Below are 16,039 nucleotides of genomic sequence, written 5' to 3'. Positions count from 1 at the left end.
TGTTGTTTTATCACTGATCTGTAAGATTCTGTTACAGCCTTATCCAGATTGCCGCAAATTCTTCCAGCTTATCCAAGCAAAAGGTTACGGTTACCGTTCCGTCTTCCCGCTCTTTTTCCTTAAATACAGCCGGAGCTTCCGCCCTTAAAATGCGCAATTCTTTCGGTGAATGAGGCAGCTCGATCTTGACTTCGATCTGATGTACGGGAACCACCTCCTGTACCGGACGGTACATGGTTCCGGTATGGTTCACAAGGCTCATCATGATATCTTTTTGATCTTCACCTGTATTGATCATCTGGATATGAACGCTGGCCGGAGCATTTGTAGTAAGCATAGTCTTGTCTCCAAGTGCTGCGTCCAGTGCATTTTCAAATAACTGTACAAAATCATCATGAGCGTACTTATATAATGCGCGTCCAATCGGGAACGCAAAATATACTGCTTTTCCGCTTCCCCAATGATTTATCAATGAAACGGGGTATACGGTCTTCATATCCCGGATCCATGCCTTCTCAGGCGGCTGGTTGCGGATAATCGGAATATATGTAGTAGCAGTATTGGCGCCCGGCAGCTCGTTTACCAGTATGGTATGTTCACCATTTGCCAGCACTTGTGTATCTGTTATCCCCCTCAGAAGCGGACTTTCTCTGTCCCGGATCAGCTGATAACAATCGACTCTCGTATCCTCCACCGTTCCCGTATTCGTTATGCCAAATACATTTCCCAGTGCAAAATCAGAACGTTTTCTGCCGTTCTCGTCATACAGGCTTGTTTCATAACTGGCTATTACACTGCCGCCTTCTCTTACATATTGTTCGAATACGGATACTTCATAGTCAGACATACAGGCTGCATTTGGCAGAATAATGACTTTATATGGTTTCAGTTCTTCCAGCGTGATAGAAACGCCGCCGGGAATATGAACGAATTGAATGTGTTTCCCCGCCAATATCTTTTCTACGCCCTTCATATTGCAGCAGAAACGATCCATATCCGAGTTTACCGTATTGCCGAAAATATCACGGGTTGGCTTGGAAGCATAAATTGCCGCTTCCGCCATTGGATAATTTTCTTCCAGAATCTCTTCATTTTCCTTCAGAAAATCAAACATCGGCTTGGAAATATATGCCGCTCTGTTATCATGAGTCGCTGCCGGATGCTGACCGTTAAACAGACAGTTCCAGAAACCTCCGCCGGCAGAAACAGCTTCCCACAGCCATATTTTATTTTCCGCAGCAGGATCTTTTACGTAGCGCAGCGTTCCTCCGTTATTTCCAAACAGCAGAACCGCCTGTTTCTCCCTGCTGATCATTTTCATATGCTTCACAATTGATCCGGTGTAAACCAACCCCGAATCATAAGCAGCTGGATATGCCTCCTGGGAAACCATGGCCGGAGTCACGAGATAGTCAAAGCTTTCTTTTGCCATATCCAAGTCCAAAACATTGACGGCCTCCCTTTCCGCTGTCCGCAGAAATCCAAATATCTCAGCTGCGTAAGCCTTATCCTCGCCAAACTCTTTTACTGTATTTTTAATTCTTTCAATATGTTCTTTTGCACACTGATATTTCCATTTTCTATACTCTTCCCTTACTGCCGGAATCTTCATCTGGGCCTCAGCAGGAAGATCCTTTCCCATATCCTGTCTGTATTTTGTACGGCACCGTACGCAGCGACAGACGCCGTGTGGGATACCTAATGCATTTTCCCATATTCCATCCACATCATACTGCCTGAAGATGGAACGTGTAAAATCCATGGCATGTTCATTCATATAGCGGCTGTTGTAACACGGGGTATAGATATCCACCTCTGATTTAATTGTTGAACTCATCATTTTGGGGCCGCCGTCTTCTTCACACGCAAACCAGTCGGGATGAGACCTGTAAAAATCCTTCTCGGCTCCACGGAAATCGATTCGGCAGATTACTTTTATGTCTCTTGCATGGGCCTCTCTTACCAAATCTCCCAGAACGTCTTCATTTTTCATAAAAGGATTCAGGTTCGCTCCCTCCAGCCCCGAATGAAAGAAGTCTACGATGCCTCCCGCATTAACAATTATGCAGTTGGCGTTGGACTTGACCAGATAATCCGTCACCGCCTTTGCATCATAGTTTACAATGTCTGGTTCTCTCAAAACAGTCTGTACCATGCGCAACTGTTTCTGATACCACATTTTCTCCATAATCTACTCCCTTTCTTCTGTATGTTTTGTAAACGACGGAGCGTATTTCGCTCCCACCAAAATTGCTTCTTCCATACTGATACTGCTCACAACTCCTTTGCCCGCCACATCAAATGCCGTACCGTGGTCCACGGATGTCCTGAGAATGGGCATTCCTCCCGTAATCGAAATCGTACGGTAAAAATCAAGAGTCTTTGTAGCTATGTGGCCCTGGTCATGGTACAAGGAAAGGACACTGTTGTACCGCCCCTGAAGCGCCAGATGGAATACGGAATCCGCGCCGATCGGCCCCTCTACCGGATAGCCCTGTTCCTTGAGTTCCTCAATTGCCGGATATACCTCCTGAACCTCTTCATCCCCAAACAGTCCGTGTTCGCCGCTGTGGGGGTTCAGCCCTGCGATCGCCATAATACCGTCTTCTACGCCCAGCTGCTTTAATACTTCCTGGCTGCGCTTCACATAATCAATAATTCTCTCTTTTGTAATGGAGTCACATGCCTTTCTCAAGCTCATATGACGCGTAAGGAAAAAGACTCTCATATTTCTGACTTCAAATATGGTAAGTGGGTCTTCCGTGCCGGTCAGCGCGCCGAAAATCTCCGTATGGCCGATATATGGAATGTCTGCCGCCCTCAGAGACTCTTTATTAATCGGGGTGGTGCTTACCGCATCCGCCTGACCGTCCATGGCCATCTGAATCGCTTTTGCTATGTATTCATATGACGCCTGGCCGCATTTTCCGTTTACTTGCCCCATTTCGTAATCTTCAGGAGCCAGGTTGTGCAAGTCAATCACATTCAGAACGCCCATCCTGTAGTCTCCGTCCTTTGGATCTACAATGGTTTTTATTTCCACATCCGGCATACCCGGAAAGGTCAGCGCCCGTTTTAAAATACGGCTGTCTCCCACGGCAACGCACCGCGCCTTGTCCGACACCTCATGATTTATCATAGATTTGATAACGATTTCCGGCCCTACGCCTGCAGGATCTCCCATTGGAATTGCAATGATCGGTCTGTTCATAATTAACCTCCTTAGGTTCTACTTTAATCTTTCTAATAAATATTCGATACAGCTACATGCTGCATGTTCATCTCCTATCATTCCGCCCTTTGTAGCAATACAAATTTCTTTTCCGTTATCAAGATGAATCCGGCCGCCCACCGCCAGTGGGAGTATTTCTCTTTCTATCCGGATACCCCCTGCGTCTAACGCCGTACAGACAGCTACCGTAATATCGCCGCCTGTTGTGAAAATACCTCCGAAGCCTCCTTCGTTCACAGCCTCTGCCGCGATATATGCGATGGACTGATTGATTTTTTCACAGAGCTGTTCAAGCGTTGTATGATCCCTCTCTTTAAAACGATCCAGGGAAACATGCTTTTTTTCAACTGAGCTGGAAAACAGAAGCGCCGAAATCTTTTTCTGATTCTTTATTTTTACAAGTTCTGCCGCCGCCTGTCTCATATGTTCTCCACAAAGGCAGCTGTTCTCCAGGATCTTTTCCACATCCATCACCACCCAGCCCACATCCGGCCTTTTCAGCAGCTTGGCTGCCTGGGCCTTCGCGACGTCGTTTACGCTTCCGATTACCGCCAATATCTTATCTCCGGCGAATTCTTTCTTCTCGAATTCCCGACCTTCCGTACCAGCCCCAAACCTTGCTGCCGTAAGGGCGGCGGTAAAACTTCCCGGATCCGCCGCGATAAAGGGGAAACTACATTCCAGCAGCGACTGCGCTATATGTTCTATATCCTCTTGTGTACTGCTTCGAATAAAATATTTCTGGCGCCACGCTCCCACAGTTTCTCAACCTCAGAAAGAATCTGTTTTTTCTCTCCCCTGACTGTTTCCAGAGAAATCACCTCGGTTTCCCGGCCGGACTGTCTGCGGAATATCTCCAAAGCCGAAGACGTTTTGACAGGTCGTTTCGGATCTCTGGCGGCAGCCGTCTGTGCCAGAGGCACGCCGTTTACATAGAGGACATCATCTTCATAAGTTCTTCCTGCCTGAGGAAAGGCCGGAACGATCATTGCCGCCCATTCCTTATGTACATTCTGATCCTTATATTTATTGGACAAGTAGTCCAGCAGCGCGTCGCACTCCGCTCCAAGATTCCCTCTTAATGTGGAATCAATCCGTTTTGAATACAGGGCAATACCGGGATCGGCAAATCTGCCTACCGCCTCCATCACCTTCTGATAGGCGGCTTCCGCCTCCAGGCTCCTGCTGTCCAGATTTACGCTTACACAGCTGAATTCTTCCAGCCGCGGCGGTCTGATCCGGTCATTTACAACCGAGCACGTGCTCCATCCTAATTGGCTGATCGCCGCCCCCGTATCATTGGCCCCGGTTAAATCATCAGCCAGAATCAAAATTTTGTTCATTTGTTGTTCTATCTCCCTGTATTTCGTGTTTGATATTTGTTGTTTTGTTTGATTTTGTTGTTTTTATAATAGTCTTTTTACTTTTATTTGTCAATTACTTTCTTATTTTTTTATTTTTTTTGGTGAATATGCCATAAACACCATTTCCATTTTGTACAATTTGTTTGATTCCTCTTTCTTTTTGTTTGATTTTGTTTATTTTTTATCAGTTACTTGTTGACTTATTTTTTTTATTCCCTTATGATGGATATATCAAATAAACCAAATTGAAAGGAGGCTTTTTTATGATCGCAGAGCAAAGACTAAATGAAATTCTGCAAATCGCTGCCCAGCAGGAATTTGTAGAAGTCGAAGACCTTTCCGCACGGCTGAAAGTAAGCTCTATGACGATCCGCCGGGATTTGCAGAAACTAAGTGAGATGGGGCTGGTTTCGCGCCGGTACGGAGGCGCCTCCCTGGTGACGGATGTACGTTTAGAAAATGACTATTCAGATAAAAAAGTCCTGAATCAGGCAAGCAAACAGAAACTGGCTCAGATTGCGCTGAACCATATTCACAATAACGACATTATCTATCTGGATGCAGGCACTACCACCTTTGAACTGGCCGTCATCCTGAGTCAAAGACAGAATCTCACGGTTGTCACCAATGACGTTCTGATCGCTACTGACTTGTGCAAAAGAGATATCAATACAATCTTGCTTGGAGGAACCATTCTGAAAGCCACCCTTGCGACCGTCGGACCTTCAACGCTGGAGTCCCTCAGCAGTTTCCGTGTCACATCTGCCTTCATTGGAGCTACGGCCGTTTCTTCTAATTTTGACGTGCTCAGCCCTACGATCGAAAAGGCTTATTTAAAAAAAGCCGCCATGCAGATTGCCCAGAAGACTTATCTGATGGTGGACAGCAGTAAATTCAACAGTTACGCTCTTCAGAGCTTTGCCAACCTGTCCGATTTCACCGGGGTTATAACCGACCGCGCCTTCTCCAGCGCGGAGCAGCATAAACTGGACAGCCGCTTTATAAATATTTTGACACAATAAAACGCGGCAGCTTTTTAAAGATCAGGAAAAAAGGATCAAAAAAGGAGGCTGTCGCATTAAAGAATAAAGCGCTGCCTCCGATATCAGATATCGTAACGGGTATTCAAAGTTTTTGAAGGTCTGTCTTGGTGAAGGTCTGTCTTGGTGAAGGTCTGGTTTGATGGACTGCTCACATTTTAATAGAAAACCAGAGCAATTGGTTCGATTTTCGACCTGATTGACTCTGGTTTTCTTTTTTTGAAGGCGATTATAACACTGTTTATTATCTAAATGATATGATGTTTGGGTCAAAAGGTCTTTGACACCATTGATACCGGTTTGGTCAGGCTGTAAATGATTAATGGGCGTATACCTGGACCAACTTCAACAGAATAGTGGTTTCCACTGGAATTCGGCCGTAAATAGATACGTCCCACTTTATTTTCACTATTGTTATATGCGCTGCGAAGTTTAAATATATTTTGACTATCCGATGACACAAATTGAACAATCTCCCGGAAATTCTTATACGTGCTATTTTTACTTATGTTCAGTCCTGCCATTTTGCCAAAAAAGTCATCGTATGTCATATTGTGAGTATTTGCAAAGCGAATCATTTGATTCCCATGAAATACGAAGGCGTTTGCATCTATTATTCCGTAAAAACCACTTTGTCTTACCTTTGGGAAGCGCTCTATCACATAAGTAAAAACGTAAGGTAAGGGTAAAAAAGGTCTTTCTTTGTATATTTCCTGCAAGTCAGACTCTGAGACCATACTGATATCTTTAGACGGAGTATCCTGCACAAATGTGGTATCGCGCATCACATAAACCGCCTTCTCATCACCATATCTAAAAGTTGCATAGTAAGGGTTTTCCATGATATCAGAGCGGCCGGTCTTTTCCTCAAATGCTTTAAGTACCTTGGATAAATTAGATTCCAGCCGGGTATCTTTGTCGCCTGTAAAAAGAACCTTGTATTGGGCTATATATTTTTTGGCTTTTTCGTCATCGTTCTCATTAATCTTTATCTGGTAGAGAAGAGATAGCCGGCAAAATGCCATTGCCTGCAAATATGTGTTCATGTAAGAGCTTATCAGGCTTATATATAAAAGGACTTCCTGATGATCCCAAAGTAAATGGCAGCTTTTTACAAAATACCCCAGCATCTGAAACATACACATACGGGATTGGTTATCAATCCGGGTCATTGCGTTTGCCAGCGTTTTAGTCTCCTGGTAAATTGAATTTCCATTAATTGTAATGGTGTCTATATCGCGGATAATTGACTTGTAGATTCTCGCTCTCTCATCCTCATCCTCTATCTTTTTGGCATCTGCAAGTCTTAAATTAATAAGGTCAATTTCCTCCTGTATGACATCTCTGATCGTTGAGGCCTCCTTAATATCGGTACGGTATCTTTCGACTTCAATCGCATCAAGAATCTTTTTAAGCTGGTCAATGATTTTATCCAGCTGACCAATGATTTTATCCAGCTTACTGTTAATCTCTTCAAACATTCCAATTAATGGGTCATCTTTCTTTCCTTCTCCATCAAACACCCATGCCACTAATGATTCAACACCATAATTGATCATTTCATTGGGGCTCCTTGATATCAGGCACTTAATACTTTTAGTAACTATATTCTGCCAGGTTTTTTTATCGTTTAAAGGATTATTCATCTCTAACGGACCGCCAGCTAAATCGGAATTTACCGGCAATAAAAAACTCAACTCTGGATGAATCCATTTGTTTGACGAACCGCTCTCCCCCCAATCGTCAAAAGCCATATAATTATTCGTATCCGAATCTTCGTGAACCCGGACCTTCTCAGCTGAATCCTTAGCTGATACACCAGAATCTGTTTTGTCATCTTTTTCATCAGTTGGAAAATAGTCTGCCATACTTATCCCCCTCCACATAATTGCATTTTTACAGTCAGAGCATACTTTAAAATATTACCTAAAGACAATCCCGCTGTCATCCTTCAGTAAAATACCCTAATGGTGTAAAAAGCAGCTGATCGTTTACTTCAATTTGTATAAAAACAACAAATCAAACCCCATTTACTCTATAATTTTAGTAAAACATAACATTATTGCAATGTCAAGTATCATAAAATTAGTCTTCTCTCATTCGCCGCCGGGTACGCCAAAACAAAGAGGACTTCGAGTCAGCCGACCTGCACGCTCTACACGCAGGCCGGCGACCCGAAGTCCTCTTTTTATATCTTATTTTACTTTACGCTTATCCGCCGTTACAACTGTTTCCAATCATATTTTGTCAGCTTTCCCTCAAGCTTCATGTCCTCAAATCCATTTTGGCGCAGCGCTTCATAGAGAATAACCGCAACGGAATTCGCAAGATTCAGGGAACGGATATCCCCCCACATAGGAATCCGGACGCACGTCTCCTGATTCTCCAGGAGTATCTCTTCCGGGATTCCCCTGCTTTCCGGGCCGAACATGATAAAACAATCCGGCTCATAGGCGGCTTCTGTATAGACCATGGGCGCTTTCGTCGTAGCCATATAGATTTTCGCCCCCGGATTTCTGTCCAGAAAATCCTGGAAATCGCTGTATACCGTCACATCCAGCTTATCCCAGTAATCCAGACCCGCCCGTTTGATCGCCTTCTCATTCAGCTTAAATCCCAAAGGTTCAATCAGATGGAGCTTCGTATCCGTCGCCACACAGGTACGGCCGATATTTCCCGTATTTGCCGGCATTTCCGGCTCATAAAGTACGATGTTCATTTCCTTATGCCTTTCCATCCAGACGGTCTATAAAGTGTTTGATCCGCTCCAGGGCCTCTTTCAGGCTCTTTAACGAATACGCATAAGAAACTCTGATAAATCCTTCTCCGCTTGCCCCAAACGCAGTACCGGGGACAACTGCTACCTTCTCCTCCTGAAGGAGCTGCAGTGCAAATTCATCCGATGTCATTCCGAAACGCTTAATACTTGGAAATACATAGAACGCTCCAAACGGTTCATAGCATTCCAGCCCCATTTCCCTCAGTGCGTTTACCAGGAAACGGCGGCGCTGGTTATAGGATTCTCTCATCATCTTTACATCCGGATCACCGTTTCTCAAGGCGGAAACGGCTGCATACTGGCTCGTAGTCGGAGCGCACATAATCGCAAACTGATGGATTTTCAGCATCTGATCCAGAATGATCCGTGGTGCGGCAGCATATCCCAGCCTCCAGCCAGTCATCGCATAGGACTTGGAAAATCCATTGATCACAACGGTCCTTTCCCACATGCCCGGGAAGGATGCAATTGAGGTATGATCACCCTTATATGTAAGCTCGCAGTATATCTCATCAGAAATTACAAATAAATCCTTTTCAACGACGATTTCAGCTATCTTCTCCAGCTCTTCCTTTTCCATGATTGCTCCTGTCGGATTGTTTGGGAATGGGAGCACCAGAATCTTTGACTTCGGCGTTATTTTTTCCAGAAGCTTCTCTGGAGTCAGTTTGAATTCATCCTTTTCTTCCAATTGAATGATAACAGGCGTTCCGCCAGCCAGAATTGCACACGGTTCATAAGAAACGTAACTCGGCTGCGGAATCAGTACCTCGTCGCCCGGATCGATCATGGCGCGCAGCGCGATATCGATAGCCTCACTTCCGCCTACAGTTACCATGACCTCATGGTTCGGGTCATACTTGAGGCTGCACTTCCTGTTCAGATAATTGCAGATTTCAACCTTCAGCTCCTTGAGTCCGGCATTGGACGTATAGAATGTCCTTCCCTTTTCCAGAGAATAAATTCCCTCTTCACGAATATGCCACGGCGTATCAAAATCAGGTTCTCCTACTCCAAGGGAAATCGCATCTTTCATCTCGCTGACAATGTCAAAGAATTTTCGGATTCCTGACGGCTGTATATTCACTATGGTCTTTGATAACGGATTTCTCATGGAGTAATCAACATCCTTTCATCCTGCTCTTCCTCTGCAAGAACAGTTCCGTGGTCTTTATACTTTTTCAGTATAAAATGGGTTGCCGTGCTCAAAACCGATTCCATCGGAGATAATTTCTCAGATACGAACTGAGCGACCTGGCGCATGGTCCTTCCTTCAATGATAACTGTAAAATCATAGCCACCGGACATCAGATAGACGGCTTCTACTTCATTGTACTGATAAATGCGCTCCGCTACCTTATCAAACCCCATACCTCTTTGAGGCGTAACCTTCACCTCAATTAAAGCAGTGACTTTTTCATCGTCGGTCTTATCCCAGTCGATCAGCGTATGATATCCACAGATAATATGCTCTTTTTCCATTGCAGCTATTTCGTTGGCGACCGCGACTTCACTCTCTCCCAACAGAACCGCCAGATCTTTCACGTCGATTCTGCTGTTTTTCTCAATCACTGCCAGAATTTTTTCTCTCATAGCTTTGCCTCCTTATCAATACTTTTTTCTATATGCAATCCCTTTGACCTTCAACGCTGAAAGTATCCAGGAATTACTTTCTCCAGTTCATCTTTTTGAGGGCGTTCCAGACAGGCTACCCCTTCTTCCATAAGTATCTCCATTTTCACGCCTTCGTTTACCCGGCCGATCACGGCGGAATGGATTCCTTCCCGTTTCAGGCGTTCGGTCAGTCTGGCCCCATGGCCGGCGATCAGAAGAATACAGCCTTCTGAGTACAGACGATATGGATTCAGATCATAATACTCACAGATTTCTATCGTTTCTTGCTTAACAGGAATCTGACGCAGTGTGAATTCAATCCCAACTCTGTACGCTCCCGACAAATTCCAGAGGGCGGTCAATATTCCTCCCTCTCCTGCCGGTTCGCACTCCGTCGCTCCGAATTCCTTCCACTGCTCCAGATTCCTGTCTGATTCTGCCGTTTTTTGGTTGTTAATGGTTTCTATATAGGAAGAGCTGAAATACTGTTCCAGCTCCTCTCTCTTCTCCCGGACGATCGCCAGGGTTCCGGCCATTCCTGCAAACCCGGCCGCAACAATATCCTGGCCGGCTTCATGAATCCCCTGCTCTCCCTGATCACTTTTCTTCTCATCAGCCTGGCCCTTCTCCAGCTCCGCCTTCCGCTGCGGGCGGCGCCGGCTGTGTTTCAGGCGCGGGCGGCTGCGTCTCAGGCACCTGAGCGGCTGCCGGGGTCTCGGCCGGCTGTGTCGGCTGGTTCATGCTCACGCCAGGGCCTCCGTCATGGCCTTCTACAGGGGCCTGTGTCTCCGGCTGCGATGTGGACGGCTGTGTCTCCGGTACTGGCGCCGGTGTCGGTGCGGGCGCTGTCGGTCCTACCTGGAAAATCGCCTTCGAAGCATTATAAGTATCTGTGCTGAGAAGGGTTCTCTCCGTCTCCTGTCCATCAACAGTCACCACCTTCCACAATCTGGAACGCAGGCCTGCATGACTGGACTGAACTTTTCTTCTTGCCCCCGGAGCGAGTGCGTTATTCACCTGCTCAATCGGAGCTCCCGGGTCGGTGCGGCCCAGCGTCTCTGATACGTACTCCACCTTACGGTTTTCAGGTCTCGTTTCTTTTCCGTAGCAGGTAAAAGTGAGTTTTCTGTTCTCAGTATAACCTTCTACGTAGATCGGTGTGCTGTAATTATTAGTAATTTTAATGTCTTTTGCCGTTCCTGCAATCGCTGCATCCATAGACGGCTTTACATATGTGACAATCATAGAATGATTCTGTCTCTGTGTAATCTCCAGTTCTGCCTGAAGCGCCATATTATAAAGCGTTGTTGCAATCTGGCAGACGCCTCCGCCTATACTGTCAACTACCTGGCCGTTCTGGTAAGCGGCCGCTGTTGCATAACCATTCGCTGTTGTAAACGGCTGCATGCACTCATAGCCGGAAAGAGTTTCCCCCGGCATCAGAAGATGGCCATTGATCTTGGCAGCTCCTACCTGGAGGTTCTTCGCTCTGGATGAACCGCTGCTGCTAAAGTCGGTCGTAAATGTACCCAGAACATCCTGAATCGTTTCCAGATCTTCCGTTCTGATCCTGGGCTGGCTTTCCGTAACCGCCGCTTCTACCTGGATCGGACTGTCCAGACCGCCCTGCAGCGCCTCGTTCAGCGCAGCGGCCGTCGCTTCTGCGTCGACTGCAATCCCCGGCTCTCCAGGAGTAATGATAAACTGTCCGTTTTCTCTGGTGATGGATGCATCCTTGGCACCGCCTTCCAGACCCGTGCTGTTTTCATTGACAAAAGCTTCCACCTTCGCCTGGTCAACAGCCGTCTCCAGTTTAATCTCCGCCCCTTCTTTTTCCAGGTCCTTTAATACCATATAGCGCTTGAGAAGATTGCCTTCCGTAAAGCGGCTGACCGTCTCTTCTACGGCCTCTTCATTGCTCCAGTGAAATCCCAGATCACCTGCGGTAGTCTCGACCTCATTTTGGCCGATTGTAAGAGTAATCTTCTGGCCTTCCATACTGGTTACATAATCTCTTATTGTCTGTTCAGCTTCTTCTTTTGTAAGCCCCCCCAGATCCTGTCCTCCTGCTGAAATACCGACAGGAATTTCTGTCGCCTGCGCGTCTGTCGGGTACAATGCCAAAACCCCCACTGCCAGTACCGCCGCTGCCAGGCCGCCAATCCACACTTTCTTTTTCATCATATACTCCTCATACTCCAAATTTACGGCTTTACGGCATAAACGATAATGCCATCGGCAATACCATCGCAACTGCAAGCAGAATAATAACAAATGCTGCAATCGCTTTCTTAAATCCTGTCTTTTTATCATTGAAATTAATCATTCTCTCTCACCTCTTTTATCCTATTTTATAATTCTTCCATATTGTGAAATGATTTTATCCGTAATTCTGGAAATTTCATTACGTGTCAAATCATCAATCTGCAAAGATACAGATATTTTATGATATTTTAGTAAATCACGCAAGTGGTCTTTTTGCCTTTTTGAGGCAGGCTGTTCCTTTTTTACATGATATTGTAAAATCCCGGCTGAAAAAGCACCCGGTTCCTGATCTGAATACATGTTTTTCATTGCCTGATACAGCTCATGTGCCGCATATGCATCCGCAAGCGCTCTGTGAGCCCTGTCAGTTTTAACATGAAACCATTCACATGCGGCGGAAAGATTCTTCTTCTCCTCCTGAGGCATGAACTTTCTGCTCAGTTTCAGCGTATCGACGCCATTCTTTTCAAACAGATGGCCGCTGTTTACCGCCGCTCTCTTCAAAAAGCTGTAATCAAACAGAATGTTGTGGCCCAAAAGAGGACAATCACTGCAGAATGACAGCACCTCATCAATCACATCATCAATTCCGGGGGCGTTTTCCACCATTTCTCCTGAAATTCCCGTCAAATCCACAATTTTGTCCGTAATCTCCCGTTTTGGATTGATTAATGTGGAAAACTCTTTTGTAACATGTCCGTTGCATACCAGTACAGCTCCGATTTCTAAAATTCTGTCCTGTTTCGGATTCAGCCCCGTCGTTTCCAGATCGATGGCCACATAAGATTCTATCATTATTTCTTTCCTCTGGAGGGACAGTAATCTTTCAGAAAACATTCCTCACATTTGGGATTTCTGGCTACACATATCGTTCTTCCCAGGGTGATAATATGTATATTCCAAAGAATCCAGTGCTCCTTTGGAAGCACTTCCATCAGTTCATATTCAATTTTTTCCGGTTCTTCTGATCGGGCAAACCCCAGCTTTCTGGAAATTCTCTTAACATGAGTATCCACCACAATGCTAGGCTCGTTATAGATGTTGCCACGTATCACATTTGCCGTTTTTCTTCCTACACCTGCAAGTGAAGTAAGTTCTTCGATCGTCTTCGGGACGACGCCGTTATATTTTTGAACCAGATCCTTACAGCAGGATATAATATTCTTGGCCTTCATATGATAGAATCCAATGGAATGAATGTCTTTTTCAAGTTCCGCCAGTTCTGCTTCTGCAAATTTTTCAAGCGTATCATATTTTTTAAACAGGTCTGCCGTTACGATGTTGACTCTGGCGTCTGTACATTGAGCGCTCATAATAACAGCAATTAAAAGCTGCCAGGGCGTCTCATGGTTCAGATAACACCTGTATTCTGTTCCATATTCCTGATCCAGGAGTTCCAGAACTTTTTTTACCCGCTCATTCCGCTCCGCTTTCGTTTCTCTTTTTGCCATATTTCACTCCGTTTACTTTTCAGTACTCATCTCTGTTTCCTGTTTTCTCTGAATCGTCCGTGCAGTTCCGTTATATGTGAGCGGATCCCGCACCTCATAGTCAAACAATATATATCTTCCGTCTTCCATAACCTCTATATGAACCATTCTCTTATCTTTCTGCCGGTGAGCACGGCAGTAATCATCATAGTACGGTTTTATATCGTTTTTAAACTGTGTCTGATCCGCAGCAAAGTCCGGCCGGCTTTTCACGTTCTCCCTGAGGTAGAGATCGTATATGAGAAGATCCCTGAATTTCTTCAGACGACTGGCCGTCATATTCCTCAGGCTGCACAGAAATCTGTATAAGATTTCGTATCTGGCCGTCCGGTTATGCCTGACCTCATATAATTTCTCCATTTCATAATACTGGGCAAGACTTTCAAACATGTCAAAAGGAGAATCAAACTCCCCGGCCAGAGCGGCTGTTGTATGAATAAACTGGCGGCTGTTATAATAAACTTCCACCATCTCTTCCACGCCCTTTAACCGCAGAATGTCCCCATATGACATCCAGTTTGTGCACAGCACCTCATATGGTGGTGACTGTCTGCAGAGCAAACCGTAATCAGCGGCTTTTTCCGCCATATACGAGCCTTTCAACACCTTCAAAAATCCCAGCTGAAGTTCATCCGGCTCCATCTCATACACCTGGCAGAACGACCTTTTAAAACTGCTGTAATCCTCAAACGGAAGTCCGGCAATCAGATCCAAATGCTGATGAATATTATGGCCTTTCTTGATTCTGGCCACCACTTCCTTCAATCTGTTCAGATCCGTCTTTCTTCTGATTTCATGAATCGTCTGCAAATTAGCGGTTTGAACACCTATTTCAAGCTGAACCAGTCCGGGGCGAAGCGTCCCGAGGAGCAGCAGCTCATCTTCATCCAGCAGGTCCGCCGATATTTCAAAATGAAAGTTGGTAATTCCATTGTCATGATCTGCAATATGCTTCCATATCGCCATGGCATGGTCCTTTCTGCAGTTAAACGTCCTGTCTACGAATTTCACCTGAGGCACCTGATGCTCCAGGAAAAAGTCCAGTTCCTTTTTTACAAGCTCCAGGCTGCGAAATCTCACAGATTTGTCAATGGAAGACAGGCAGTAGCTGCATGAAAAGGGGCAGCCTCTGCTGCTTTCGTAATAGATGATTCTGTTCTCGAATCCTTTCAGGTCCTGATACGAAAACGGGATATCGTCCATATTCATTACAGGCCCGGGCGGCGTTATCAATACATCGCCTTCCTGTCCTCTGTAAGCCAGTCCCGGTATGGAAGACAGTCTCTCGGCCAGTTTCTCTTTGTCGAAGCTGCCAGGCGCTTTCCATGCAGCCTCATATGCTTCAAGAAGGGAGGCAAATGTCCTTTCTCCTTCTCCGATCATGATTCCATAAATGTTCGGTTCCCTCTCAAGCATATCCGCGGCGCAGAAAGATACCTCCGGTCCTCCCAGCCAGACAGGAACGTCCGGAAGCACGTTCTCCAAGTCGTGTATCAGTTCTTCTACATAGGAAATGTTCCATATATAGCAGGAAAATCCTATGACATCCGGCTTTCTTATATAAATGTCCTTCAGAATATGCTCCATCTGGTGATTAATGGTATATTCTCCGATCTCTATATCTGCTCCCAAATGATGCGCCTGCGCATACTGTTTCAGGCTGTACACGCCCAGATTGGAATGGATATATTTCGCATTGATCGCAGCTAACAGAAATTTCATCTCTATACTTCCAGTTCTATCTTTCTTCCGGTGGACTGATACTGATAATGTCTGACTCCCGCCGCATTGAGCATACGTTTGGAAGCCATGACGGCAGGTGTCTGCGCGTATTTATCTTCTTTATAAATAAGCGTTTTGATCCCCGCCTGGATGATAGCTTTCGCACATTCGTTGCAGGGGAACAGAGTCACATAAAGCTTGCTTCCTTCCAGGCTGCCGCCGCGGTAATTCAGTATGGCGTTGAGCTCGCTGTGGGTCGAATAAAAATATTTTGAATTGTAGGGATCATCCTTCTCATGCTCTTTCCCCCATGGAAACTCGTCGTCTGAACATCCCTTCGGAAAGCCATTATATCCCATGGAAAGGATTTTGTTATCCTGGCTTACGATACATGCGCCTACCTGTGTGCTGGGATCTTTGGAACGTCTTGCAGCAAGCATGGCGACTCCCATAAAATATTCATCCCAGGTAATATAATCCTGCCTTTTCTGTGACATTGTAAATCTCTCCCCTCATCCTGACGTATTCTATCT

15 protein-coding genes are annotated in these 16,039 nt (G+C 45.6%); 1 reads left to right on the top strand and 14 read right to left on the bottom strand.

Going from position 1 to position 16,039, the window contains the following annotated elements; genetic code table 11:
• Positions 1-31: 31 nt before the first annotated feature.
• From DXA13_RS02740 to DXA13_RS02725, 4 genes are read right to left on the bottom strand one after another with little or no spacing between them, the layout of a single operon-like run.
• Positions 32-2,188 carry an alpha-amylase family protein gene (locus tag DXA13_RS02740; protein WP_118241801.1) on the bottom strand — a complete coding sequence of 719 codons (2,157 nt, stop codon included), beginning with the start codon at positions 2,186-2,188 and terminating at the stop codon, positions 32-34.
• 3 nt (positions 2,189-2,191) lie between these two features.
• Complete coding sequence (gene pdxA, locus DXA13_RS02735; RefSeq protein WP_118241799.1) at positions 2,192-3,211, bottom strand: 4-hydroxythreonine-4-phosphate dehydrogenase PdxA; 1,020 nt, start codon at positions 3,209-3,211, stop codon at positions 2,192-2,194.
• A gap of 18 nt (positions 3,212-3,229) precedes the next feature.
• Complete coding sequence (locus DXA13_RS02730) at positions 3,230-3,991, bottom strand: nucleotide-binding domain containing protein (protein WP_118241797.1); 762 nt, start codon at positions 3,989-3,991, stop codon at positions 3,230-3,232.
• Complete coding sequence (locus DXA13_RS02725) at positions 3,937-4,575, bottom strand: four-carbon acid sugar kinase family protein (RefSeq protein ID WP_118241795.1); 639 nt, start codon at positions 4,573-4,575, stop codon at positions 3,937-3,939. Before DXA13_RS02725 ends, DXA13_RS02730 begins: the two co-directional genes overlap by 55 nt.
• Before the next feature lie 284 nt (positions 4,576-4,859).
• Between DXA13_RS02725 and DXA13_RS02720 the strand changes: the two genes are divergently transcribed.
• Positions 4,860-5,618: a DeoR/GlpR family DNA-binding transcription regulator gene (locus DXA13_RS02720; protein ID WP_118241793.1), complete on the top strand. Its 759-nt coding sequence runs from the start codon at positions 4,860-4,862 to the stop codon at positions 5,616-5,618.
• 287 nt (positions 5,619-5,905) lie between these two features.
• On the opposite strand, the gene DXA13_RS02715 is transcribed toward DXA13_RS02720, so the two are convergent.
• The 10 genes from DXA13_RS02715 to DXA13_RS02670 form a co-directional block, all read right to left on the bottom strand.
• Positions 5,906-7,504 carry a hypothetical protein gene (locus DXA13_RS02715; protein ID WP_118241791.1) on the bottom strand — a complete coding sequence of 533 codons (1,599 nt, stop codon included), beginning with the start codon at positions 7,502-7,504 and terminating at the stop codon, positions 5,906-5,908.
• Between the two features lie 353 nt (positions 7,505-7,857).
• Positions 7,858-8,355, bottom strand: a complete 498-nt coding sequence (locus DXA13_RS02710; RefSeq protein WP_118241863.1) for a tRNA (cytidine(34)-2'-O)-methyltransferase — start codon at positions 8,353-8,355, stop codon at positions 7,858-7,860.
• Positions 8,356-8,359: 4 nt separating this feature from the next.
• On the bottom strand, positions 8,360-9,529 hold the full coding sequence (locus DXA13_RS02705; protein ID WP_118241790.1) for an aminotransferase class I/II-fold pyridoxal phosphate-dependent enzyme: 1,170 nt from the start codon (positions 9,527-9,529) through the stop codon (positions 8,360-8,362).
• Positions 9,526-10,008, bottom strand: coding sequence for an Lrp/AsnC family transcriptional regulator (locus DXA13_RS02700; protein ID WP_118241788.1), 483 nt, complete (start codon positions 10,006-10,008; stop codon positions 9,526-9,528). The genes DXA13_RS02705 and DXA13_RS02700 overlap by 4 nt, the downstream gene beginning before the upstream one ends.
• 50 nt (positions 10,009-10,058) lie before the next feature.
• Complete coding sequence (locus DXA13_RS02695) at positions 10,059-10,565, bottom strand: AIR synthase-related protein (RefSeq protein ID WP_118241786.1); 507 nt, start codon at positions 10,563-10,565, stop codon at positions 10,059-10,061.
• Positions 10,566-10,641: 76 nt separating this feature from the next.
• Positions 10,642-12,213: a VanW family protein gene (locus tag DXA13_RS02690; RefSeq protein ID WP_347559660.1), complete on the bottom strand. Its 1,572-nt coding sequence runs from the start codon at positions 12,211-12,213 to the stop codon at positions 10,642-10,644.
• Positions 12,214-12,375: 162 nt separating this feature from the next.
• The gene (locus tag DXA13_RS02685; protein WP_118241782.1) at positions 12,376-13,089 is read right to left on the bottom strand and encodes a 3'-5' exonuclease; all 714 of its coding nucleotides are present in this window, start codon (positions 13,087-13,089) and stop codon (positions 12,376-12,378) included.
• Positions 13,089-13,745, bottom strand: coding sequence for an endonuclease III (gene nth, locus DXA13_RS02680; protein WP_118241780.1), 657 nt, complete (start codon positions 13,743-13,745; stop codon positions 13,089-13,091). Before nth ends, DXA13_RS02685 begins: the two co-directional genes overlap by 1 nt.
• Before the next feature lie 12 nt (positions 13,746-13,757).
• A complete protein-coding gene (locus tag DXA13_RS02675; protein WP_118241778.1) occupies positions 13,758-15,506 on the bottom strand; it encodes a B12-binding domain-containing radical SAM protein in 1,749 nt (582 codons plus the stop codon).
• Between the two features lie 2 nt (positions 15,507-15,508).
• Positions 15,509-16,003 (bottom strand): dCMP deaminase family protein, encoded by a 495-nt coding sequence (locus DXA13_RS02670; protein ID WP_118241776.1) that lies wholly within the window; start codon positions 16,001-16,003, stop codon positions 15,509-15,511.
• Between the last annotated feature and the right edge of the window lie 36 nt (positions 16,004-16,039).

The organism is Clostridium sp. AM58-1XD (assembly GCF_003464085.1).
GTDB lineage: Bacteria > Bacillota > Clostridia > Lachnospirales > Lachnospiraceae > Lachnoclostridium_A.
Note: the sequence above shows the minus strand (reverse complement) of the source record. Positions and strands in the feature narration are given on the sequence as shown.